The organism is Sphingopyxis sp. H115 (assembly GCF_001468465.1).
Taxonomy (GTDB): Bacteria; Pseudomonadota; Alphaproteobacteria; order Sphingomonadales; family Sphingomonadaceae; genus Sphingopyxis.
In genome coordinates this window covers 69,027-93,142 of the sequence record NZ_LNSA01000002.1, presented here as the reverse complement: position 1 = coordinate 93,142, position 24,116 = coordinate 69,027, and the positions used below count along the sequence as shown (strand labels likewise).

21 protein-coding genes are annotated in these 24,116 nt (G+C 65.9%); 17 read left to right on the top strand and 4 right to left on the bottom strand.

Annotated elements, in window-relative coordinates; translation table 11 throughout:
• The first annotated feature begins 4 nt into the window (after positions 1-4).
• Positions 5-664 carry an MOSC domain-containing protein gene (locus tag ATE71_RS02090; RefSeq protein ID WP_058801755.1) on the top strand — a complete coding sequence of 220 codons (660 nt, stop codon included), beginning with the start codon at positions 5-7 and terminating at the stop codon, positions 662-664.
• On the opposite strand, the gene ATE71_RS02085 is transcribed toward ATE71_RS02090, so the two are convergent.
• Entirely contained in the window at positions 661-1,557 is an 897-nt protein-coding gene (locus tag ATE71_RS02085; protein ID WP_058801754.1) for an AraC family transcriptional regulator, read from the bottom strand. The two genes, ATE71_RS02090 and ATE71_RS02085, sit on opposite strands and share 4 nt — an antisense overlap.
• A 95-nt stretch (positions 1,558-1,652) precedes the next feature.
• Here ATE71_RS02085 and ATE71_RS02080 point away from each other — a divergent pair, with 95 nt between their 5' ends.
• A complete protein-coding gene (locus tag ATE71_RS02080) occupies positions 1,653-2,390 on the top strand; it encodes an SDR family oxidoreductase (RefSeq protein ID WP_058801752.1) in 738 nt (245 codons plus the stop codon).
• A gap of 9 nt (positions 2,391-2,399) precedes the next feature.
• Here the strand turns inward: ATE71_RS02080 and glpD are convergent, their stop codons facing one another.
• Positions 2,400-3,950, bottom strand: a complete 1,551-nt coding sequence (glpD, locus tag ATE71_RS02075; RefSeq protein WP_058801751.1) for a glycerol-3-phosphate dehydrogenase — start codon at positions 3,948-3,950, stop codon at positions 2,400-2,402.
• A 125-nt stretch (positions 3,951-4,075) separates the two neighbouring features.
• On the opposite strand from glpD, the gene zwf reads away from it, so the two are divergent.
• The 11 genes from zwf (at position 4,076) to ATE71_RS02020 (ending at position 18,772) form a co-directional block, all read left to right on the top strand.
• Positions 4,076-5,539: a glucose-6-phosphate dehydrogenase gene (zwf, locus tag ATE71_RS02070; protein ID WP_082665030.1), complete on the top strand. Its 1,464-nt coding sequence runs from the start codon at positions 4,076-4,078 to the stop codon at positions 5,537-5,539.
• 195 nt (positions 5,540-5,734) lie between these two features.
• The gene (gene edd, locus ATE71_RS02065) at positions 5,735-7,576 is read left to right on the top strand and encodes a phosphogluconate dehydratase (protein ID WP_058801749.1); all 1,842 of its coding nucleotides are present in this window, start codon (positions 5,735-5,737) and stop codon (positions 7,574-7,576) included.
• The gene (locus ATE71_RS02060) at positions 7,573-8,193 is read left to right on the top strand and encodes a bifunctional 4-hydroxy-2-oxoglutarate aldolase/2-dehydro-3-deoxy-phosphogluconate aldolase (RefSeq protein WP_058801746.1); all 621 of its coding nucleotides are present in this window, start codon (positions 7,573-7,575) and stop codon (positions 8,191-8,193) included. Before edd ends, ATE71_RS02060 begins: the two co-directional genes overlap by 4 nt.
• 60 nt (positions 8,194-8,253) lie before the next feature.
• Positions 8,254-9,837 carry an HAD-IB family hydrolase gene (locus tag ATE71_RS02055; protein WP_058801745.1) on the top strand — a complete coding sequence of 528 codons (1,584 nt, stop codon included), beginning with the start codon at positions 8,254-8,256 and terminating at the stop codon, positions 9,835-9,837.
• A gap of 3 nt (positions 9,838-9,840) precedes the next feature.
• A complete protein-coding gene (locus ATE71_RS02050) occupies positions 9,841-12,183 on the top strand; it encodes a glycerol-3-phosphate 1-O-acyltransferase (protein WP_058801743.1) in 2,343 nt (780 codons plus the stop codon).
• Positions 12,184-12,296: 113 nt separating this feature from the next.
• Complete coding sequence (locus ATE71_RS02045) at positions 12,297-13,853, top strand: WS/DGAT/MGAT family O-acyltransferase (RefSeq protein ID WP_058801742.1); 1,557 nt, start codon at positions 12,297-12,299, stop codon at positions 13,851-13,853.
• Positions 13,854-13,876: 23 nt separating this feature from the next.
• Entirely contained in the window at positions 13,877-15,325 is a 1,449-nt protein-coding gene (locus ATE71_RS02040) for a DUF3336 domain-containing protein (protein ID WP_058801942.1), read from the top strand.
• A 2-nt stretch (positions 15,326-15,327) separates the two neighbouring features.
• Positions 15,328-16,188, top strand: a complete 861-nt coding sequence (locus tag ATE71_RS02035) for an alpha/beta hydrolase (protein ID WP_058801740.1) — start codon at positions 15,328-15,330, stop codon at positions 16,186-16,188.
• Positions 16,185-17,117, top strand: a complete 933-nt coding sequence (locus tag ATE71_RS02030; RefSeq protein WP_058801738.1) for an alpha/beta fold hydrolase — start codon at positions 16,185-16,187, stop codon at positions 17,115-17,117. Before ATE71_RS02035 ends, ATE71_RS02030 begins: the two co-directional genes overlap by 4 nt.
• 190 nt (positions 17,118-17,307) lie before the next feature.
• Positions 17,308-18,309, top strand: coding sequence for an NAD(P)H-dependent glycerol-3-phosphate dehydrogenase (locus tag ATE71_RS02025; protein ID WP_058801736.1), 1,002 nt, complete (start codon positions 17,308-17,310; stop codon positions 18,307-18,309).
• A 124-nt stretch (positions 18,310-18,433) separates the two neighbouring features.
• Positions 18,434-18,772, top strand: a complete 339-nt coding sequence (locus ATE71_RS02020) for a hypothetical protein (RefSeq protein WP_058801734.1) — start codon at positions 18,434-18,436, stop codon at positions 18,770-18,772.
• A 102-nt stretch (positions 18,773-18,874) separates the two neighbouring features.
• Here the strand turns inward: ATE71_RS02020 and ATE71_RS02015 are convergent, their stop codons facing one another.
• Positions 18,875-19,498: a TlpA family protein disulfide reductase gene (locus tag ATE71_RS02015; RefSeq protein WP_058801732.1), complete on the bottom strand. Its 624-nt coding sequence runs from the start codon at positions 19,496-19,498 to the stop codon at positions 18,875-18,877.
• Here ATE71_RS02015 and argH point away from each other — a divergent pair.
• The 4 genes from argH (at position 19,497) to ATE71_RS01995 (ending at position 23,329) form a co-directional block, all read left to right on the top strand.
• Positions 19,497-20,873, top strand: a complete 1,377-nt coding sequence (gene argH / locus ATE71_RS02010; RefSeq protein ID WP_058801730.1) for an argininosuccinate lyase — start codon at positions 19,497-19,499, stop codon at positions 20,871-20,873. The genes ATE71_RS02015 and argH overlap by 2 nt on opposite strands.
• A complete protein-coding gene (locus tag ATE71_RS02005; RefSeq protein ID WP_058801728.1) occupies positions 20,873-21,124 on the top strand; it encodes a hypothetical protein in 252 nt (83 codons plus the stop codon). Before argH ends, ATE71_RS02005 begins: the two co-directional genes overlap by 1 nt.
• Before the next feature lie 15 nt (positions 21,125-21,139).
• A complete protein-coding gene (gene lysA, locus ATE71_RS02000) occupies positions 21,140-22,399 on the top strand; it encodes a diaminopimelate decarboxylase (protein ID WP_058801726.1) in 1,260 nt (419 codons plus the stop codon).
• A 141-nt stretch (positions 22,400-22,540) separates the two neighbouring features.
• The gene (locus ATE71_RS01995; protein WP_058801941.1) at positions 22,541-23,329 is read left to right on the top strand and encodes a bifunctional precorrin-2 dehydrogenase/sirohydrochlorin ferrochelatase; all 789 of its coding nucleotides are present in this window, start codon (positions 22,541-22,543) and stop codon (positions 23,327-23,329) included.
• Positions 23,330-23,416: 87 nt separating this feature from the next.
• Here ATE71_RS01995 and ATE71_RS01990 read toward each other — a convergent pair whose 3' ends face one another.
• A complete protein-coding gene (locus tag ATE71_RS01990; RefSeq protein ID WP_058801725.1) occupies positions 23,417-23,941 on the bottom strand; it encodes a DUF2306 domain-containing protein in 525 nt (174 codons plus the stop codon).
• Positions 23,942-24,116: the final 175 nt, after the last annotated feature.

The window sequence follows — 24,116 nt, the reverse complement described above, 5'->3', positions numbered from 1 at the left end:
CGGCATGAAGACCCTGATTCTCGCTGTCCTGACGGGCAAGGCACGCCCTTTTCGCGGTGACGAGCCGAGCGCGATCGGCAAGCTGCCGGTCGCCGATGCGGTCGCGGTCGACGCGATGGGGCTCGTCGGCGACGAACAGGCCGACCGCAGTGTTCATGGCGGCATCGACAAGGCGATCCATCATTATCCCGCCGACCATTATGACTGGTGGCGCGGCCAGCTCGGCGCCACGCCGTTGCTCGATGCGGCGGGCGCGTTCGGCGAGAATATCTCGACCATCGGGCTCGACGAAAACAGCGTCTTCCTCGGCGACCGCTTCCGCCTCGGCAGTGCGCTCGTCGAAGTGACGCAGGCGCGCCAGCCATGCTGGAAGCTCGACCATCGGTTCGGAACGAAGGGCGTGATGGCGGGGGTCGTCAAGTCGCGGCGTTCGGGCTGGTATTACCGCGTGCTCGAACCCGGCACCGTGCGCGCGGGCGACGATCTCGATCTGGTCGACCGGCCGTATCCCGAATGGCCGCTCGCCTCGCTTTTCGGCCTGTTGATCGGCGGCGAGGCGAAAGATCGCGTCGCCGATCTCCGCGCGCTCCGCGAGGTGCCCGTACTCGCCGAAACCTGGAAGGTCCGCCGCGCCAAGCTCGCCGAACAGTTCGGCGCCGATTAGGCGGTCATCGCAAAACGCTTCGGCGGCAACCCGACATGGCGGGTAAAGGCGGTGCTGAACGCGCTCGCCGATCCATAACCGACCTGGCTTGCAATCTCGTCGAGCTTTCCCGCGCCGCGGCGCAGCAAGTCTTTGGCGATGCTCATCCGCCAGCTTTGCAGATATTCCATCGGCGGCACGCCCACCGTCCGCGCGAACCGGTCGAAGAAGGCCGAGCGCGACAGCGCGGCTTCCTTCGCTAGCGCCGCGACCGTCCACGGCCGCGCGGGCGCGCCGTGGATCTGCCGGATCGCCGCCGCGAGCCGTGGGTCGCGCAGGCCGCGCAGCAGCCCCGGCGGCGCGTCGTCGCCCTCGACCGATCGCAGCGCCTCGACGATCAGCACCTCGACCAGCCGCGACAGGATCAGGTTGCATCCGGGCCGCTCTTCGCCCGCTTCTTCGCGCACCAGCCGCACCAGCGTCGCCAGCCGTTCGGCGCCGCGCAGGTGGATGAGCGCCGGAAGCTGCGACACGAGCAGCGCGGCGTCGGGCGACTCAAAGACGAAATAGCCGCCGAGCATCGTCACATCGGGCGCGCCCTCCTGCCGGCCGTGGCGCACTTCGCCGGTCAGGTCCGCCGCCGCGTGCGGATCGATCTCGACGGGCTCGGCGGGCTCGAACCCTCCCATGGTGAAGCCGGGCGTCGCGGGCAGGAACACGAAATCGCCCGCCTCGATCGTCACCGGATCGGCCTCATCGACCGACAGGCGGCAGCGTCCCTCGATCACCGTGCAGAACCCCGGATACCCGAAATCGCCATAGCGCACGCTCCACGCGCCCGCGCCGCTGATCGCTTTGGAAAAGACGGTGCGCGGGCGCAGCAGCGCGATCAGGTCGGACAGGGGGTCAGTCATATGGACTATCTCGAACAAAATATGGACTTCATATTATAGATAGTCCGATGTTCGCCGTCTAGGCTCCTTTCATCACCCCCGCGAAAGGAACATATATGAAAACCATCCTCATCACCGGCTGTTCGTCGGGCTATGGCCTTGAAACCGCGCGTCATTTCCACGCGCTCGGCTGGAATGTGGTCGCCACCATGCGGCGCCCCTCCGCGGCACCTTTGACAGCTTCCGACCGCCTCCACACGCTTGCGCTCGACGTCACCAACCCCGACAGCATCGCCCTCGCGCTCGAACGCGCAGGCCCCATCGACGTGCTCGTCAACAATGCCGGCATCGGCCTGTTCGGCGCGCTCGAACATTCGCCGATGCAGAAGATTCGCGACATTTTCGAAACCAACACGCTCGGCACGATCGCGATGACGCAGGCGGCGATCCCGCAGATGCGCGCACGCGGTTCGGGCGTCATTGTCAACATCACTTCGACGACGACGCTCGCGCCCTTTCCGCTCGCCGCCGCCTATACCGGCAGCAAGACCGCGATCCAGGGCTTCACGCGCAGCCTTGCCCACGAACTGGCGCCGCTCGGGATCGCGGTGAAACTCGTCGAGCCCGGCTACGGCCCGACCACCGCTTTTGCGCAGAATACCGAGATCCGGCTCGAAGACGTGCTGCCCGAACCCTATTGGTCCTATGCGCAGCCGATCCTTGCGGGCATGGCCGAACCGGCGCTGTTCACGACCGAGGCCGATGTCGCCAAGGCGGTGTGGCAGGCGGTGCACGACGAGAGCGGCCGGTCCCATTTCCCAGCCGGGGCCGATGCGCTCGCACTGGTCGCCTGACGATATGCGTCAGCTATCCACGCGGCCCTCGAAATATTCCGGATCGGCGAGCCGCGCCTCGGCGACGAGGCGGGCGGTCTGTTCGGCGAGGGCCGCCACCTCGTCGGCGCTGAAATGCAGCCCCAGCTTGCTGCGCCGCCAGAGGATATCGTCGGTCGTGCGCGCCCATTCGTGCGTCACCATCCAGCGAACTTCGGCGAGGCTGAGCCCGTGCGCGATCTCGCCGCCCAACGCGTCCCAACCGTCCGCGCCCGCCAGCCAGCGGCGCGCATCGGTGCCATAAGCCTGCGCAATGCGGTCGACCGTCGCGGCGGGCAGGAAGGGATAGGCGAGCTTATATTCGGCCTTCAGCGCCGCAATGCCGTCGGTCGCGAAATCGCCGCCGGGCAGCGATGCCTTGCCGGTCCAATGCTTGCGCGCCAGCGCGTCGATATGGCCGGTGAGCTGGTCGACGGCATCTTGCGCGACATGGCGATAGCTGGTGATCTTGCCGCCATAGATGGTGAGCAGCGGCGCGCCCTCGGCCATGTCGAGATCGATGCGGTAGCCGCGCGTCGCCGCCTCGGGGCGCCCCGATCCGTCCTCGACCAGCGGCCGCACGCCCGAATAGGTCCACACGACGTCGGCGGGAGTGACGGGCGCGCGGAAATAGAGGCTCGCGCCTTCGCACAGATAGGCGATTTCCTCGTCGCTCGCCCTCGCTTCGCTCGCCGGACCCTCGTGATCCTGATCGGTCGTCCCGATCAGCGTGAAGTCGCGTTCGTAAGGGATGGCAAAGAAGATGCGCCCGTCGGGGAGCTGGAAGAAATAGGCATAGCCATGCTCGAAGACCTTGCGCACGACGATATGCGACCCGCGAACCAGCCGCATCTGGTGGTCGGGTTCGGCATCGGCGCGCTTCAGCAGGTCGAGCACCGCCGGGCCTGCCGCATTGACGACGCTGCGCCCGGTAAAGCGATATTGATGCCCCTGGTCGTCGCGCGCGTCGACGATCCACAGCCCGTCCTCGCAGCGCAGCATTTCGGCGCGCGTTCGTGTGCGGACGCGCGCACCGCGGTCGGCGGCGTCGCGTGCGTTGAGCGCCACCAGCCGCGCATCGTCGACCCAGCCGTCCGAATATTCGAAGCCCTTGACATATTGCGGTTGGAGCGGCGCGCCCGCGGTGTGGCGGCGAAGGTCGATCGACCGCGTCGCGGGCAGCTTCTTGCGGCCGCCGATATGGTCGTAAAGAAACAGGCCGAGCCGCAGCAGCCAGCGCGGGCGCAGCCCGTCGCGATAGGGGAGGACGAAGCGCAGCGGCCGGATGATATGCGGCGCGATGCCCCATAAGACCTCGCGTTCCTTCAGCGCTTCGCGCACCAGGCCGAATTCATAATGTTCTAGGTATCGCAGCCCCCCGTGGATCAGCTTGGTCGATTTCGACGAGGTGCCCCCTGCAAGGTCGTTCGCCTCGATCAGCAGCACGCGCGCGCCGCGCCCGGCGGCATCGCGCGCAACGCCGGCGCCATTGACACCGGCGCCGACCACGATGACATCATAGGGGGACGGGGCATCGGACATCGCCGTTCCCTATGGCAAGTGTGACGAATTTGCCAAGGGGGCGACATCGTATGCGGCTTACGTATGCGCGTTGCATTCGCGGGGTGCATCCTCCAATTCTGAAAAACTATCCAAGGGGACCGTAGTTGAGCGTGAAAGTCGAAACCCTGATCCTGTTCGGCGCAACGGGCGACCTTGCGCAGCGCATGCTCTTTCCCTCGCTCTACAATCTCCACATGGACGGCCTGCTCGAAGAGGCGCTGACGGTCGTCGCGTCGGGACGTTCGAAGATGGATCGCGCGGCGTGTCACCAAATGGTGCGCGAGGCGCTGACCGAGCATCTGCCCGATGACCGGCTCGACGACGGCGCGATCGCGCGCTTCCTCGAACGCATCGATTATTGTCCGGTCGATGCCGGCGCGGGCACCGGCTATGACGAGCTCGCGATAATGCTCGGCGACCGGCTCGGCCGCCCGATCGGAGCCTATCTATCGACCCCGCCGTCGATGTTCGGCCCGATCGCGCAGGGGCTGAAGGCCGCGAATATCGCGTGCGCTGAGTGCCGCATCGCGATGGAAAAGCCGATCGGTCACGACCTTGCCTCGTCGCGCGAGGTGAATGCCGAGGTCGGCGATGCCTTTGCCGAGGATCGCGTCTTTCGCATCGACCATTATCTCGGCAAGGAAACGGTCCAGAACCTGCTCGCGCTGCGCTTCGCCAACATGCTTTTCGAGCCGCTCTGGAATGCGCAGGCGATCGACCATGTCCAGATCACCGTCGCCGAAACCGTCGGGCTCGAAGGCCGCGTTTCCTATTATGACGGCGTCGGTGCATTGAAGGACATGGTGCAGAACCATATGCTCCAGCTGCTCGCGATCATCGCGATGGAGCCGCCCGCGAGCGTTTCGTCGACCGCGGTGCGCGACGAAAAGGTCAAGCTGCTGCGCTCGCTTCGCAAGATGAGCGCCGACGATGTGAAGGCGCACAGCGTGAAGGGCCAATATAGCAGCGGCGCGGTCAATGGCGGCGCGGTCGCGGGCTATGCCGACGAACTCGGCAATCCGTCGAACACCGAAACTTTCGTCGCGCTGAAGGCCTATATCGACAATTGGCGCTGGAAGGGCGTGCCTTTCTACCTGCGCACCGGCAAACGCATGCCGCAGCGAAAGTCCGAGGTGCTGATCCAGTTCAAGCCGGTGCCGCACAATATCTTCGCGCGCGTCGGCGCGGGCAAGCTCGATGCCAACAGCATGATCATCAACCTCCAGCCCGAGGAAAATATCCGGGTCAAGGTGATGGCGAAACAGCCCGGCCTCGACCGCGACGGGGTGAAGCTGAAAGAGGTGACGATGGACGTCTCGCTCTCGCACAGTTTCGCCGGCGAGCGGCGGCGGATCGCCTATGAGCGACTGCTGCTCGATTTTATCGAGGGCGACCAGACGCTGTTCGTGCGCCGCGACGAGGTCGAGGCGCAGTGGCAGTGGATCGATTCGATCCGCGACGCCTGGGCGGCGGTCGACATGGCGCCGCAGACTTACACCGCGGGAAGCTGGGGGCCGAGTTCATCGATCGCGCTGATCGAACGCGACGGAGCGAGCTGGCATGATTGAGCGCACTGAAAACCTTCTCCCCTTGGGGGAGAGGGATAGGAAGCCTTGTCGCGTAGCGATTGGGCGCAGTTGGATGAGGGTCGCTGCCGTCGCTTTCGCCCCTGCCGTTCACACCCTCACCCAGCTTCGACCAGCGAGCAAACTCGCAAGTCTGCGCATCCCTCTTCCCCAAGGGGAGAGGGTTTTGGAATTGTCATGACCCCTCTCCACCCCACCATCGCCGCGGTCACCGACCGCATCATCGAACGCAGCCGCCCGCGCCGCGCCGCCTATCTCGAGCTGATGGATCGCCAGCGCGAGGCCGGAACAAACCGCGGCAACCTGTCGTGCGGTAATCTCGCGCATGGCTTCGCCGCCTCGGGCGAGGACAAGCCCGCGATCCGCACCGGCGCGGCGATGAATATCGGCATCGTCACCAGCTACAACGACATGCTGTCGGCGCATCAGCCCTATGGCCGCTACCCCGAGCAGATCAAGCTGTTCGCGCGCGAAGTGGGCGTCACCGCGCAGGTCGCGGGCGGCGTCCCGGCGATGTGCGACGGCGTGACGCAGGGGCAGGCGGGTATGGACCTGTCGCTGTTCAGCCGCGACAATATCGCGCAGGGCACCGCAATCGCGCTCAGCCATGCGATGTTCGAGGGCGCGCTGCTGCTCGGCATCTGCGACAAGATCGTCCCCGGCCTGCTCATCGGCGCGCTGCGCTTCGGCCATTTGCCGCAAATCCTGATTCCTGCCGGGCCGATGCCCTCGGGCCTCGCGAACAAGGAAAAGCAGCGCGTCCGCCAGCTTTATGCCGAGGGAAAGGCGACCCGCGACGAACTGCTCGAAGCCGAGGCGGCAAGCTATCACGGTGCGGGCACTTGCACCTTCTATGGCACCGCGAACTCGAACCAGATGATGATGGAGCTGATGGGGCTGCACATCCCCGGCAGCGCTTTCACCAACCCCGGCACCAAGCTCCGCCAGGAACTGACGCGCGCTGCGACGCACCGGATCGCCGCGATCGGCTGGGACGGCGACGATTACCGCCCGCTCGCGCGCTGCATCGACGAAAAGGCGATCGTCAACGCCGCGATCGGCCTGCTCGCGACCGGCGGTTCGACCAACCACGCGATTCACTTGCCCGCGATCGCGCGCGCGGCGGGGATTATCATCGACTGGCAGGATTTCGACGAACTCAGCCACGCGGTGCCGCTGCTCGCGCGCGTTTATCCGAATGGCGCGGGCGACGTGAATAATTTTCACGCCGCGGGCGGGATCGGCTTTGTCGTGCGCGAGCTGCTCGGTGCCGGACTGCTGCACGGCGATGTGCTCACCGTCGGCGGGACGATGGCCGACTATGCGGCCGAGCCCGTTCTCGTCGACGATAAACTTCGCTGGCAAGCCGCGCCCGTCGAGAGCCGCGACGATACGATGCTGCGCCCTGTCGCCGCGCCCTTTTCGCCCGACGGCGGGATGCGCCTTCTCGCGGGCAATCTTGGGCGCGCGATCATCAAGACCAGCGCAGTCGCCGAAGACCGCTGGACGATCGAGGCGCCGTGCCGGATCTTCGACGACCAGAATCAGGTGCTCACCGCGTTCAAGACGGGCGAGCTCGATCGCGACGTCGTCGTCGTCGTCCGCTTCCAGGGGCCGCGCGCCAATGGGATGCCCGAACTGCACAAGCTGACCCCGGCGCTGGGCGTGCTGCAAGACAAGGGTTTCCGCGTGGCGCTGCTCACCGACGGCCGCATGTCGGGCGCCAGCGGTAAGGTGCCCGCCGTCATCCATTTGTCGCCCGAGGCGCTGCCCGGCCCCGACGGGGTCAGCGGCCCGCTCGCCTATCTTCGGGACGGCGACGTCGTCCGCGTTTGCGCGGTGAAAGGCGAGGCGATTGCGCTCGTCGACGAGGCCGAATGGGTCGCTCGCACCCCCGCCACCGCACCGCCGCCCGCGCTGGGCGTCGGCCGCGAGCTGTTCGCGCTGTTCCGCCACCACGCCGACGAAGCCGAAAAGGGCGGCTCGGCCGTTCTTGCTGCCATGGAGTCCGTCATTTGAGCCAGTCCATCGACCAGATCATGCGCCTCGCGCCGGTCATCCCGGTGATCGTCATCGACCGCGTCGAGGATGCGGTGCCGATGGCCGAGGCGCTCGTCGCGGGCGGGCTCCGCGTCCTCGAAGTGACGCTGCGTACCCCCGCCGCGCTCGATGCGATCCGGGCGATGAAGGCGGTGCCCGGCGCTGTCGTTGGCGCGGGAACGGTGCTCAATCCCGCGATGCTGAAGGACGCGATCGATGCAGGCTCCGAATTCATCGTCTCGCCCGGTCTGACCGACAAGCTGGGCGAGGCCGCCGTTGCCAGCGGCATTCCCTTCCTGCCCGGCACTGCCAACGCCGGCGACATCATGCGCGGGATGGACCTTGGTCTCGAGCGTTTCAAATTCTTCCCCGCGGCGACGAGCGGCGGCATTCCGGCGCTGAAGGCGCTCGCGGGGCCCTTCGGCAACGCGCGCTTCTGCCCGACGGGCGGGATCAGCGCCGCGACCGCCCCCGAATGGCTCGCACTCGAAGCGGTGCTGTGCGTCGGCGGCAGCTGGGTCGTCCCGTCGGGGCCGCTCGACCCGGCCCGGATCGAGACATTGGCGCGCGAGGCATCGGCGCTTTCGGCCCATTGATTAACCCCATCTTACCTGTCATCGTGCAGGGACAAGCGGCAACATAGCCGCCGTGGGGAGATGTGCGTGCCAAGACCGCAGCCGCATTTGGAAGAAGTTCTGAGTTCCGAACCCGGGCCGCACATCGCCGCGCTCTTCGATTTCGACGGCACGATCATCTCGGGCTATTCGGCGACCGCGATGCTGCGCGAGAAATTCCAGCGCCGCGAAATGTCGGTCGAGGAGATCGCCGAGACCGCGCAGGTCGTCGCGCAGCACAGCCTTGGCCAGATCGGTTTCTCCGGCCTGATGTCCGCCGCCGCCAAATTCATGAAGGGCGTCGACGAACAAAGCTTCGTCGACTTCGGCGAGGAACTCTACAAAAAGCATATCGCGCGCAAAATCTATCCCGAAACGCGCGCGATCATCGAAGCGCACCAGGCGAAGGGGCACCGCGTCGCGATCATCTCGTCGGCGACGATCTACCAGATCGAACCGACCGCGCGCGACCTCGGCATCACCGATATCAAATGTTCCGCCTATGAAATCGAGGACGGCGTTTTCACCGGCGATATCATCCGTCCGCTCTGCTTCGGCGAGGGCAAGGTGCTGGCCGCCGAGGAATTGGCCGCCGAATATGGCCTCGATCTCGACCAGAGCTTTTTCTATTCGGACAGCGACGACGATATCGAGCTGCTCGAACGCGTCGGCAAACCGCGCCCGCTTAACCCGAACATGAAATTGAAAGCCATCGCCGACGAACATGGCTGGCCCGTCCAGCGGTTCGCAAGCCGCGGCACGCCGAGCTGGGTCGATTACACCCGCACCATCTATGCCACGGGCTCGCTTGTCGGCGCCTTCGCCGCAGGCCTGCCGATCTGGGCGCTCACCCGCTCGCAGCGCGAAGCGGCGAATTTCTCGATCGGCCTGTTCGGCGACTTCGCGACCGCGATCACCGGCGTCGAGCTCGAGGTCGAGGACGAACGCCACCTCTGGTCGTCGCGCCCGTGCGTCTTCATCTTCAACCACCAGAGCAAGGCGGACGTGATGATCCTCGCCAAGCTCATCCGCCGCGACATGGGCGGGGTGGGCAAGAAGGAGATCAAGGACATCCCCATCCTCGGCAAGCTGATGGAATGGGGCGGCACCGTTTTCGTCGATCGCGCCGACGGCAAGAGCGCGATCAAGGCAATGGAGCCGCTGGTCGACGCGATCCAGAAAGAGGGCAAGTCGATCTGCATCGCGCCCGAGGGCACGCGCAGCCTGACGCCGAAGCTCGAACCCTTCAAAAAGGGCGCCTTCCACCTCGCGATGCAGGCAGGGGTACCGATCGTCCCGATCGTGATCCACAACGCCACCGATGTCGCGCCCAAGAACGAGTTCGTGATGCGCCCCGCAACGGTGCGCGTCACCGTCCTGCCGCCGGTCGACACCTCCAAATGGACCCCGAGGACCATCAACAGCCATGTCCGCGATGTGCGCAACATGTTCCTGCGTACGCTCGGCCAGCCCGAGGAGAGTGTTGCGGAATCGGTCGCGACCGAAACGCCTCCTATGGCAAAGACTGAAAAGCCGAAGGCAAAGAGGGCGGCGGGGAAGACGCCCGCCCCAAAGAAAAAGGCGCCGGCGCAAAAGCCGGCCGCCCGCAAGGGAAAGACCGGCTAAGCGGTGGCCGACGGAACGCCCCGCGCCGAAATCGTGGCGGAGCAGGCGGCCGACCGGCTTTACATCATCGACGCGCGCAACGGCGTCGAACGGCGCATATTGCTCGACTGGATTCATTCGACGAGTGGCGATGACGAGCCCGTCTGGGCGAGCCTCGATATCGAGGACGGCGACCATGCGCTGCCCGTCGATGTATTGCAGGCGCGGCTTGGCGGTGCCTCGTCGCGGCTGGTCGTGCCGCTGCGCGTCGCGTGGCGCATCCCGGGTTTCGACAAGGACCGCGCGCTCAAATTCCGTCACCTGATTTTCGGCGACCCGCGCCACCCGGGGCCGCTCCGCGCGCGTGCGATTCTGCTCCGCGACCGCCGCCGCGCGCAAATATTGGTGGGAGAGGCGGCGACGCTCGACATGCTGCGGACACGTTTCTGCGCGCAGACCGGCGGCGGCGACGGCGAAGGCGAGGGCAGTCCGGAATTTGCGCGCTTCGTCGCGCGTCAGGCGGCGCTTGCGCTTGACGTGGCCGAGCGCGGCATTCGCGGAACGCGGTACAAGGTACCCCGCTTCGTCGCCGATGGCCTGCGCACCAGCCCCAAATTCCGTGCTGCGCTCGCCGATCTGGCCGAGGCCACCGGTCGCCCAGTCGCCGACCTTTACCGCGAAGCGCGGCCGTTGATGAAAGAGGTCATCGCGCGACCCAGCGCGCTGTTCCTCGACCTGCGCGCGCGCCTCGATCGCATGATGTTCGGCGGCTATGCGCCCGAGATGGAGATCGACGCCGCCGAGCTGGCAAAGCTCCGCAATATCCTTCGCGAGCACCCGACCGCGATCCTTTTCACCCACAAAACCTATATCGACGGCGCGACGCCCAGTCGGCTGACCTATGAAAAGGACATGCCGATGCTGCACAGCTTCGGCGGCGCGAACCTCGACTTCGCTGTTATGGGGGAATTTTTCCGCCGCTCGGGGATGATCTTCATCCGGCGCAGTTTCCAGGACCAGCCCGTCTACAAGCTGGTGCTGCGCCACTATATCGCATGGCTGCTCGCCAAGCGTTTTCCGCTGAGCTGGGCGTTCGAGGGCACGCGCTCGAGGCTCGGCAAGCTGATGCCGCCGAAGTACGGCCTGATGAAATATGTCCTCGACGCGGCGCATGCGACGGGGACGCGCGGCGTGTATTTCGTGCCGTTCGTCACTAGTTTCGACCTGATCCGCGACGTCGAGGAATATGCCGCCGAACAGACGGGGCGGAACAAGAAGCCCGAAAGCCTGTCGTGGTTCATCGGCTATATGAAGAGCCTGAAGGAACCGTCGGGGCGTATCCGCCTCGACATCGGCGAACCCGTTGTGATCGACGCTGCGCCGGGCCCCGACGATCGGCGCGCGCTCGAAAAAATCGCCTTTGCCGTCGCGGTCGAGGCAAACCGCGTCACCCCGCTGACCGTCACGTCGGTGATGTGCCTGATCCTGCTCGGCATGGCGCCGCGCGGCGCGACCTCGGCCGAATTGCTCGGCGCGATTGGCGCGGTGACCGACTGGGCGCGCGCGCGCGGCATCAGGCTCAGCAAGGAACTCGAAAGCGGCGGCGATGGGGCGCTATCCGCCACCGTCGATACGCTCGTCGCGAGTGGGCTGCTCGCGCGCTACGAAGCGGGCAGCGAGACGATTTATTCGATCGACCCCGCCAAACACCCGATGGCGAGCTATTATCGCAACATCATCGCGCATCATTTCCTCGACCGCGCGATGGTCGAACTCGCGTTGTTCGAACTGCGCGATGCCGTCAGCGGTGACGCGACCGCCGCCTTCTGGGCCAAGATCGATCGCCTCCGCGACCTGTTCAAATTCGAATTTTTCTATCCGCCGCGGGGCGAGCATCTCGCCGCGATCGAAGCCGAGCTTTCGCGCATCGACCCCGTCTGGGACCGACGGCTCGCCAGCGGCGACCGCGGCATCGCGCAGCTCCTGCGCCGCTGCCAGCCCGTCGTCGGCCACGCGATCCTGTTGCCCTTTGCCGAGGCCTATTCGGTTGTCGCCGACCTGCTCGCGCGCGCGAACCCCGGCGACGCCGTCGACGAAAAGGCGCTGCTCGATGCCGCACTGACCGAGGGGCGGCAGGCCTATCTGCTCCGCCGGATCAGCAGCGAGGCGGCGATCGGCAAATTGCTCTTCGCCAACGGCCTGTCGTTGATGCGCCATATGGGGCTGGCCGAGGAGGCAACGCCGGACATTCTTACGCAGCGCCGCGCGTTGCTGTTGGAACTGCGCGGGCTGGCGAACGTGATGGAAACGATGCGACTGTCGACCGTGGCGCTGGCCGACCGGTTGCCGGGGACGAGCGATGTCTGAACTGCCGCCCCATTTTCGTCATCCCGGCGAAGGCCGGGATCTCGCCATTGCGTCAGATTGCCACGATGAGATCCCGGCCTTCGCCGGGATGACGACTGTGGCGGGAGGATAATATGCTCAAACAGCTCAGCGCACAGGACGCCCAGTTCCTCTATACGCAGACCGCGAACAATCTGACGCACATCATGGGCGTCTATATCTACGACCCCTCGACCGCGCCGGGCGGCTTCGTGCGCTTCAAGGACATTATCGCCCACGTCGAGAGCCGCGTCGACACCTCGCCGCTCTTCAAGCGCCGCCTTCACCGCCTGCCCTTCGATATCGACCACCCCTATTGGGTCGAGGACGAGCATTTCGACATCGAAGCGCATATGAGCCACGCGCGCCTGCCCGAACCGGGCGACTGGCGGCAGTTCTGCATCGCGGTCGCGCGCTGGTTCTCGAAGCCGATGGATATGAACCGTCCGCTCTGGGACATTTATATCATCGAGGGGCTCGACCGGATTCCCGGCATTCCGAAGGGCAGCTTCGCGATGCTCCACCGCGTCCACCACGCCGCGGTCGATGGCGCGTCGGGCGCGCACGCCTTCATCGCGATGAGCGATATCGACGCAAAGGGCACCCCCGCGATCCCCGAACCGCCGCCGGTCGAGGAATTGGGCGAGGCGCCGTCGAGCGCCGAAACCCTCTCGCGCGCTTGGTCGGCGTCGATGCAGTCGCCGGTCAAGTTCATGAACGCGCTGATGAAGATGTCGCCCGCGATCGTCGCGTCGGCGCGCAAGTCGATTGCCGAGGGCGGGATGACCGCGGGGGTTCCCGAAACGCGCTTCAACGTGCCCGTCGGCCCACACAAGATGTTCGACGCGACAACGGTTGCGCTGGCCGACGTCGCCGAAATCCGCAAGAAGGTGCCCGGTGCGACGGTCAACGACGTCGTGCTGACGACGGTTGGCGGCGCGCTGCGTAAATATCTTCTGAAGCACAAGGAATTGCCGAAAGAGAGCCTCGTCGCGGTCGCGCCGGTCAATCTGCGCGGCAAGGGCGGCAAGGCGTCGACCCCCGGCAATCAAGTGTCGGCGATGAGCGTGCCGGTGCGCACCGATATCGCCGATCCGCTCGAACGCCTCGCGGCGGTGCGCGACTATACGGTCGAGGCGAAGGAGGCGAAGGCTGGCGTCAGCGCGCGGATCATGACCGACCTGTCGCAGCATATTCCGGGCGCGACGATGGCCGCGGTCGCGCGGCTCGTCACCAGCGAGCGTTTTGCCGTGCGCGGGACCAACCTGTTCATTTCGAACGTGCCGGGTGCGCAGGTGCCGCTTTACCTAGCGGGCGCAAAGCTCGTTCAGCAGCACGGCATGGCGCCGCTTGCGAACAATATGGGACTGTTCGTCGCGACCCCCAGCTATAACGGCCGCATCGCCTTTTCGATCATCTCGGAACGCGCGATCATGCCCGACATCGCCTTTTTTCGGGAGTGCATCGACGAAAGTTTCGCCGATCTGATGGCGGCGGCGCCAAAGCCCGAAAAGCCAAAAGCCGTTACGGCAAAGCCAAAAACGGCCGCGAAGCCCAAAGCCAAACCGAAAGCCGCGCCGAAACCGGCTGCAAAGAGCCGGGCGAAACCGGTTGCCAAAGGCAACGCAACCCGCAAGACTCCGAAAAAATAACGATGCTCTCGCAGGATTACCGAATGCTCTTCACCCCGACGCTCAGCGCCGACCGCGATCTTGCGACCGCGCCCGACTATGCCGCCTGGAGCAAGGCAGCCCGCGAACATGACAAGAAATCGGGGCTTCAGACTTGGCGCGACGCCGACGAGAGCAAGCATTTCGACTATAAAGCGATCCGCGCCCGGCTCGAAAAACTGCGCGCGCTGTCGGCGGCGGGCGACGTCAAGGGGCTGCTCTTCGTGCTGAACGAGGGCATCCACGGCAATATCGACGGCATGGGGCACGAACGGCTGTACCAAAAGGCGCGTTTCGGCACGAAAAAGCTGGTCGAAGATTATATCGCCGAGGTCGTCGCGTCGCTGCACAAAATCGCCGCCGCGCGCAGCATCCCCCGCGAGGAAAAGCGCGATTTCTTCCGCCGCGCGCAGCATTGCTACGGCCGTTCGGCGCTGCTGCTCTCGGGGTCGGGCAGCTTTCTGTTTTTCCATATCGGCGTCGTCAAGGCGCTCTGGTCCGAAGGCGTTCTTCCCGCGATCATGTCGGGCGCGAGCGGCGGGTCGATCGTCGCCGCGGTCGTCTGCACGCGCAAGGACGCCGACATCGGCGCCTTCCTCGAAAGCGAACGCCTCGCCAACCCCGACCGCGATCCCGAGGGACGCCGCCTCGCGCCCGACGAGGTACGCGACCGCCTCGCTGACCTTATCCCCGACCTGACCTTCCAGGAAGCCTATGAGGTCAGCGGTCGGCATCTCAACGTTTCGGTCGCGCCCGCCGAAAAGCATCAGAATGGCCGGCTCTTGAACGCGATCACTGCGCCCAACGTGCTGATCCGCGAAGCTGTGCTGGCGTCGTGCGCGGTTCCGGGCGTCTTTCCGCCGGTGATGCTGATGGCGCGCGACGATGCGGGAGAGCGCGTTCCCTACCAGCCCGACCGCCGCTGGGTCGACGGGTCGGTGACGCACGATATCCCGACCAAGCGCCTCGAACGCCTCTATGGCGTCAACCATCATATCGTCAGCCAGGCGAACCCGATCGCGCTGCCCTTCGCGACCGACACGCGTAAGCAGATGGCGCCGATCGAGGCGATTCAGCACGCCTCGATGACGACCTTCAAGGCGTGGCTCAACGCCAATATGGTGATTTTCCAGAAGCCGCTCGAACTGATCCCGCCCTTGAACAGCATCGCCAATATGGCGCGCTCGGTGATCAACCAGGAATATACTGGCGACATCAACATCATCCGCCCGCCCAAATTCTGGTCGCCGGCGAAAATTCTCTCGGACCTCGGACAGGACGACATCGACGAGCTCATCGACACCGGCATGCGCACCGCCTGGCCCAAGATCGAGATGGTCCGCACCCAGACCGCGATCAGCCGCGCGCTCGAAGCGATATTGGCGAAAATCGACAAGGCGGGCGACGATGGCCCCGGGCACCGCAGCGGCGCGCTGCAAAAGGCGGTTCGCTGAGCATGGCGGCCGGCGCCGTCATCCTGCCAGCCGAATCCGCCGGTGCGGGGGCGCGGCTGCACGTCACTCACTGGCTTCCCGAAGGCCGCCCGCGCGCCATCGTCCTCCTTGCGCACGGCTATGCCGAACATGCCGGGCGCTACACCCATGTCGCGACGCGGCTGACCGACGCCGGCTACGCGATTTATGCCGTCGATCATTGGGGGCATGGCCAATCGGATGGGGAGGGCGGCTATGTCCCGCGCTTTTCGGCCTTTCTCGACGGGATGAGCGAACTGCTGACGCTCGTCGAAATCAACCATGGCGAGACGCCGCGCCTGCTGCTGGGGCACAGTATGGGCGGGCTCATCGCGACGCTGTTCCTCGTCGAACGGCAGCAGGCGTTCGTCGCCGCCGCGCTTTCGGGTCCCGCGATTCTGCCCGCCGAACCGCCGTCGCGTTTTACCGTCTGGATCAGCCGTTTCCTCTCGCGCTTCTTTCCCCGCCTTGGCGTGTTGTCATTGGATGCGAGCGGCGTCAGCCGCGACCCGGCGGTGGTCGACGCCTATCGGGCCGATCCGCTGGTCTATGGCGGCAAGATCGGCGCGCGCCTCGGTAAGGAATTCATGGACGCGATGGCGGTCGCGCAGGCCGACGCGCCGAAAATCCGCCTGCCGATCCTGATCCAGCATGGCGCGGCCGATCGCCTCACCGCGCCCGCGGGCTCGCGCTATCTGTTCGACAATGTGGCATCGCAGGACAAGCGCCTCGAAATCTATCCGGGCCTGTTCCACGAAATCTACAACGAGCCCGAACAGGGTGCGGTGCTGGGCGACCTGATCGAATGGTTCGACGCGCATGTAAAGGAACGGGGCGCCGCATGAAAATCCTCCTCGTCCTGATCTTTTCCCCGCTCATCACGCTCGCGCTGCTCTATTTCCTCTTTCCCGAACAGCTTGTGCAGCTCATGCGCTGGCTGATGCGCAAACGTGCGCGGGTGGTGCGCAAGACCGTCGTCGTCGACGGCCGGACCTGGCCCTATCTGGAGGGCGGCGATCCGTCTAAACCCACCCTCGTGATGGTGCACGGTTTCGGCGCCGACAAGGATCACTGGACCTTCTATGCCCCCTGGCTGACCAAGGACTATCGCCTGATCGCGCCCGACCTGCCGGGCTTCGGCGAAAATGACCGTGACGGCGAACTGCCCTTCGACGTCGCAAGTCAGGCGGCACGGCTCCGGGCCTTTCTCGATGCGCTCGGCGTCGAACGCCCGCACCTTGGCGGCAACAGCATGGGCGGCTGGATCGCGCTGCGCTATGCGATCGACTATCCGGGCGCCCTTCGCACACTGACGCTGATGAACAATGCCGGCATACTCGGCGCGGATGAAAGCGAACTCCAGAAGCTTGCCGCCGACCGCGATTACAACCCGCTCGTGCTCGCCAGCCTCGAAGATGCCGACCGGTTGATCGCCTTCGTCGTGCACAAGCCGACTTTTGTGCCCGCGCGCCTGAAGCCGGTCATCTACGCCGACGCGCTCAGGCACCGCGACCTTCTCGACAAGATTTTCTGGGTTATCGCCGACGAAATGGAGCAGCGACCGCTCAACGACGAACTCGGCAAGGTGACGGTGCCGACGCTGATCATCTGGGGCCGCCACGACAAGCTGATCGACGTCAGCTGCGTCGCGGTGCTCGAAAACGGCATCGCGAACAGCCGCACCCACATCTTCGAACATGTCGCGCACGTGCCGATGATGGAGGACCCGAAGGCGACTGCCGAGATCCAACGCGCGTTTCTGGCGGAGCATTAAATCCTCCCTGCGGCGAAGCCGTGGGGAAGGGGGGGCGCGTGCAAAGCGCGTGGTGGAGGGGCGCGCTATACCCCCCCCCCCGTCAGCGCTCCGCGCTGCCACCGTCCCATCGCTGCGCGACAGAGAGGAACTTGCCTTGCCAACCCTTTAATCCCGCGTCAGTCTCTCCCGAAAATAGCGGGAGAGACATATGCGCCTCAAAGTGGGGCTGCTCGGCGGGGGCAGTTGGGGGACGACGGTCGCATCGGTGGTGTCGCGCAACGCGCCGATCACGCTGTGGGCGCGCGACGCCGAGACGGTCGACGGTATCAACGCCGACAACGAGAACCGCAAATATCTGCCCGGCATCAAGCTGCCTTCCGCGCTGCGCGCGACGCACGACATGGCCCAGGTCGTCGCGGGCGCCGATGTGCTCGTCATGGGCGTCCCCTCGCACAGTTTTCGCGCCGTCCTCGAAGAGGCGAAGCAGCATCTTCGTCCCTGGGTCCCGGTGATCAGCCTGACCAAGGGGCTCGAACTCTCCTCGGGCAAGCGGATGACCGAACTGATCGAGGAAGTGCTGCCCGGCCACCCCGTCGGCGTGCTCACCGGCCCCAACCTCGCGCGCGAGATCATGACGGGCCAGGCGGCGGCGAGCGTGCTGTCGATGGAGGACGAGATCGTCGTGCGCGCGCTCCAGCCCGTGTTCCACTCGGGCCTGTTCCGCGTCTACACCAACACCGACCTCTTGGGCTGCGAACTCGGGGGGGTGCTCAAGAATATCATCGCGATTGCGGTCGGCATGGGCGACGGGCTTGGCGCGGGCGACAATACAAGGTCGGCGCTGATGACGCGCGGGCTCGCGGAGATCACGCGGCTCGGCGTGGCGATGGGCGGGCGGCCCGAAACCTTTGCGGGCCTCACCGGAATGGGGGACCTGATCGCCACCTGTACCAGCCCCTTGTCGCGCAACCGCCACGTCGGGGTCGAACTCGGCAAGGGGCGCTCGATCGACGCGATCATCGCGGGCATGAACATGGTTGCCGAGGGGGTGAAGAGCGCGCCCACCGTGATCGCGCTCGCCGAACGCCATGGCCTCGACATGCCGATCGCGCGCGACGTCTATGATGTGACGCAGGGAAAACGCAGCGCGCAGGAGGTATTTCGCGGCCTCCTGCGGTCCGCCGTCGGCGACGAAGCGCACCCCGGCTGAGGATTTTTGGACGATTCCGCCGCGACCCGTGGCATTTCGGCGACCAGCCGGGAAGAAAAGGACGCGGTGCTTCGTTGACTCCCCTGACCGGCCCGCACGCGGGCAGGCAATCAGGAGATGGACGATGAAAAAATGGACCACCCTCGCCGCAATCTTGGCTCTCCCCGCCACCGCCGCCGTGGCCGCCGTTCCCTATGGCGCGATGCCGCCGGGCTTCGAGGCGCCGCACATCCGCACCGCCCCGATCGCGGGCGTCGTCAACCAGCAATGGTATAATTACAAGGCCGATATCATGGAGGCCGAGAAGGAGCTGACCAGCGATCTTCGCCGCGCCACCGACCGTGAAGACCGCTGGGACGCGTGGGACGAATGGACCGTCGAAGTCGTCGACGCCGACAAGGACTATGTGAAGGAAATGCGCAAGAAGGGCTATCGCACCGGCCGCGTCACGGTCGGCGGTTAAGCCGCGCCAATTTTCCCGGAGCCCTCTCCGGGTCGCACGGAAGGGCGGGTGTCATGGGGCACCCGCCCTTTCTTGTTCGGGAATGACGAAATTATTCGATGCCTAGGAAACGCCCTCCGCCAGCAGCGCCTTCGCCTCGGCGCCCTGCCAGTCGATCGCGCCGACGACGCGCCAGATTTCGCGGCCTTCCGCGTCATAATAAATGCTCGTCGGCAGCGCGCTGTTCGCGGCGTCGAGCAGGCCGTTTTCGGGGTCGAGATAGGGTTGCAGCGCCGTCAACCCCGCTTTCTGGAACCACGGATCGACGATCTCGGCGCCCTGCAGATCCTGCGCGACCGCGATCACCGTCATCCGGTCCTTGCTCTTCGCCGCGAGCGCGTCGAGCGTCGGCATCTCGGCCACGCACGGCGCGCACCAAGTCGCCCACAGATTGACGAGCAGCGGCTTGCCGCGAAAGGCGGCGAGCGTCACCGCCGCGTCGTCGGGACCGCTGAAGGCGGCCTTGGGCGCGGCTTCGCCCTTGTGGCTGCGGTCGATCATATATTCGAAGGCGCTGACGCCCTTCGCTTGGCCCGCCGAAACATTTGCTTGGCCTTGCGCGGCTTGCTCGCTGCCTGCCTTTTGCCTATCGCAGCCCGCGACCGATCCGGCCAGAGCTAGGGCGAGGATCAACAGCGACGGATTTGGAACGCGGCGAATGGCGAATACTCCGGACAGCAACAGCATGTGGGGCGGCCGCTTCGGTGGCGGACCCGCCGCGATCATGCAAGAGATTAACGCGTCGATCCCCGTCGACAAGCGCCTGTGGGAAGAAGATATCACCGCCAGCCGCGCGCATGCGGCGATGCTCGGCGCCACCGGAATCATCGATTCGGGGGACGCCGTGGTCATCGACCGCGGCCTCGCGCAGATCGCCGACGAATTCGCCGCGAACGGCGTTCCGGTCGACCTCAGCCTCGAAGATATCCACATGACCGTCGAGGCGCGGCTGAAGGAGCTCGTCGGCGACGCCGCCGGGCGGCTCCACACCGCGCGCTCGCGCAACGATCAGGTCGCGACCGATTTCCGCCTGTGGACGCGCACCGCCTGCGAACGCATCGATGCAGGGCTCGCGGCGATCCAGGCGGCGCTGCTGACGCGCGCCGACGACCATGCGGACAGCATCATGCCCGGCTTCACCCACCTGCAGGTCGCGCAGCCGGTGACGCTTGGCCATCACCTGCTCGCCTATGTCGAAATGTTCGGCCGCGACCGCAGCCGCTTCGCCGATGCGCGCCGCCGCCTCAACGAATCGCCGCTCGGCGCCGCCGCGCTCGCGGGCACCAGCTTTCCGCTCGATCGCGACGCCACCGCATCGGCGCTCGGGTTCGACCGCCCGATGGCGAACAGCATCGATGCGGTGTCCGATCGCGACTTCGCGCTCGAATTTTGCGCATCGGCGTCGATCGCCGCGATCCACCTGTCGCGGCTTGCCGAGGAAATCGTGATCTGGGCGAGCCAGCCTTTCGGTTTCATCAGCCTGCCCGACGCCTGGTCGACGGGTAGCTCGATCATGCCGCAAAAACGCAACCCCGATGCCGCCGAACTGGTGCGCGGCCGTGCCGGCCTGCTGCTCGGCGCCTTCCAGCGTCTGTCGGTGATCGTGAAGGGGCTGCCGCTCACTTACTCGAAGGATTTGCAGGACGACAAGGAAACCGTCTTCGGCGCGTTCGATGCGCTTGCGCTGTCGCTCGCGGCGATGACGGGCATGGTCGAAACGCTGACCTTCCGCACCGACCGGATGCGCGCGCTTGCCGCGTCGGGCTATTCGACCGCGACCGACTTGGCCGACTGGCTGGTGCGCGAAAACGGCCTGCCGTTCCGCGAGGCGCATCATGTCGTCGGCGCCTGCGTGAAGCGCGCCGAGGAACTGGGCGTCGAGCTCTCGGCGTTGCCGGCAGAGGACGCCGCCGCGATCCACGCGGCGGTCACGCCCGACGTCCTCGCCGCGCTCACCGTCGAGGCGTCGGTCGCCAGCCGCACCAGCTATGGCGGAACGGCGCCCGAACGGGTAAGGCAGGCGATCGCCGCGGCGCGTGCCGCGCTGGAAGGACAGGATTGATGGCGACCAAGCGCCTCGTCATAGCCGGTTTTGCCGTTGTTGCGCTGCTCGGCGCGTGCGGCAGCAAGGAAGATTTGAAGCCCGTTGCAGGCCAGCCTGCGGCAGCCATTCCCGTCGGCGCGACCCGCGCCCCGACCACGGAGGAGCTTACGACGCCTGACGCGCAGGCCCGGCCCGCGCGCAGCGACGAACTTCTCAAACGGTCCGAACGCCGCGAAGCCGACGATTTTGACTTGCCGCCTCCGGGCTGAGCTTAGGACTTTTCAATGGATCATTTTGACTATCGTGACGGCGTTCTCCACGCCGAAGACATCCCCCTGCCGCGTATCGCCGAGGAAATCGGCACCCCCGTGTATGTCTATTCGCGCGCAACGCTCGAACGCCATGCGCAGGTGTTCCGCGACGCGCTGAACGATATCCCGAAAAAGCACATCGCCTTCGCGATCAAGTGCAACCCCAACCTCGGCGTGCTGCGCGTCCTCGCGCGGCAGGGCTATGGCGCCGACGTCGTCTCGGGCGGCGAGCTCGAACGCGCGCTCGCGGCTGGCATGGCGCCCGAGGACATCGTCTTTTCGGGGGTCGGCAAGACGCGCGCCGAACTGGCGCTGGGGCTCGATCGCGGGATCGGCCAGTTCAATATCGAGCATGAGCCCGAGGGCGTCGCGCTTGCCGAAATCGCGGCGCGCAAGGAAATGACGGCGCGCGCGGTGCTGCGCGTCAATCCCGACGTTGATGCAGGCACCCATGCCAAGATCTCGACCGGCAAGGCCGAGAACAAGTTCGGCGTCGGCATCGACGTCGCGCCCGAAATCTTTGGCCGGCTCGCCGGACTGCCGGGGCTCCAGATGCGCGGCATCGCGCTCCACATCGGCAGCCAGCTGACTAGTCTCGATCCGCTCGAGGCGGCGTTCGAACGCGTTGGCCGCTTGATCGCCGACCTGCGCGCCGCGGGGCACAGCATCACGCATGTCGACCTCGGCGGCGGGCTCGGCGTCCCGTACAAGCCCGACGACAATCCGCCGAGCCCGGCCGAATATGGCGCGATGGTCGCGCGCGTGACCAAGGATTGGGATGTCACCTTGATGTTCGAACCCGGCCGCGTCATCGCGGGCAACACCGGGGTGCTGCTGACCGAAGTCCTGTGGGTCAAGCCCGGCGCGACCAACCCCTTCGTCATCGTCGATGCGGCGATGAACGATCTCGCGCGCCCCGCGCTCTACGATGCGTATCACGACTTTGTCGCGGTGAAGCCGTCGGGCGAGACGATGACCGCGTCGATCGTCGGCCCGGTGTGCGAAACCGGCGACACCTTCGCGCGCGACCGCGTGACCGATCGGGTCGAGGCGGGCGACCTCGCCGTGTTCCGCACCGCGGGCGCCTATGGCGCGACGATGGCGTCGACGTACAACAGCCGCAGCCTGGTGCCCGAGGTGCTCGTCGATGGCGAGCGCTATGTCGTCGTCGCCGACCGCATCGCAGCGGGAACGATCATGGCCGCCGAACGCGTGCCCGACTGGATCGACTGATACGGCGCAGTTGCGCGGATACGCGGCGACGCTATCTTTTCTTCGTCACCCCGGACTTGGTCCGGGGTCCATGGCCCAACGGCGCGGCAGGGATCATGAATGCCGGACCAAGTCCGGCATGACGAAGAAAAGGGCGAACTGATGCACCAACTCCCGATCTTCCTGAACCTGACCGGCCGCACCGTCGTGCTGGTGGGCGAGGGGGAGGCTGCCGATGCCAAGGCGCGGCTGATCGAGCGCGCCGGCGGGCGCATCGTTCCGGCGTGGGAAGCGGGCGCGGCGCTGGCCTTCGTCGCGCTCGACGATGACGCCGCGGCGCGCGCCGCCGCCGAAGAATTGCGCGCGCGCGGCTTGCTCGTCAACGTCGTCGACCGCCCCGATCTCTGCGATTTCACCACCCCCGCAATCGTCGACCGCGCCCCGGTTACCATCGCCATCGGCACCGGCGGCGCGTCGGCGGGGCTGGCGAAGGCGATCCGGCAACGCGTCGAAGCCTTGCTCCCCGCGCGGCTCGGCGCGCTCGCCTCGGCGCTGCAGTCCGCGCGCGGTGTGATGAAGGCGCGCTGGCCCACCCCCGCCGACCGCCGCCGCGCCATCGACGCCGCGCTGGCAAGCGGCGGCGCGCTCGACCCGCTCGACGCGACCGCGCCGGACAAGGTCGATGCCTGGCTGGCCAGCGACACCGCCACCCCGCCATCGCGCCTCGAAACCATCCAACTGACCAGCCCCGACCCCGACGACCTGACCCTCCGCGCCGCGCGCCTGCTCGGCGAGGCCGATCATATCTTCCACCCCGCGAAAATCCCCGCGGCGATCCTGACCCGCGCCCGCGCCGACGCGGTGCGGCATGTCGTCGATGCACCGCCGCGCGATGCGCCGACGGGCCTGTCGCTGTGGCTGGAGATGCCGACGAGCCGGCGCAGCGACTAAAGACCCGAAGCCGATATCCGAACCTCGCCATCGGCTTGCGATCGGCAGGGGGCAGCGACCTGTCTTATGCCGTGCCGGTCGCCAATTTTATCGGTTGAGCCACATGTCGAACAGCCGATTGAACATGAAGGTGAATGTCCCCGCGATCAGCAACGCGCCGATAACGATGCCGTGAATATGTTTGCGATGCGCGACATGATCGCCCTTTCGCGCGCTGGCGACGATGCGCCAGCTGACATAAAGCGTCAGAACGGACAGCAGGTGGATCAGGCTGAACTGACCGGCGTTGAGGTCGCGAATGAAGAAGGTGTCGATCGCGGTGATTACCATCGCGGTGATCCACACATAACCGGTCATGCGGTGCAGCCGGTCACCTTTCGCCCGCAGCAACAAAAAGGGCGTCAGCGCCAGCGCGATTGCCAAGGTTCCGAAATGGATCGGATATGTGATCGGGACCAGTGCCATCTGATCACGCCCGCGCCAGATGGCCAACCCCATCGCCGCCAGCATGCCCACGCTACCGACGGACAGGACATAATCCATCGCCCCTGGCTGATAACCCCACAATTTGCGCGACGGCTGGACGCCTGCCGAAATCGCTTTTTCCATCATTCCCCCCTTGTGGAAAGGCTAGCGCAGACAATCAAAAGTGCAACTTTTGGTGAGAACGGCTGGATCGGCGATGCCGGGAGCCGCCACGCCCCGACCAGATTGCCGGTGTCGGCCGGTCGATGCTGAAAGACGGCTATGTGATCGAAAACCACATTCATTCGGACCACCCGATCTT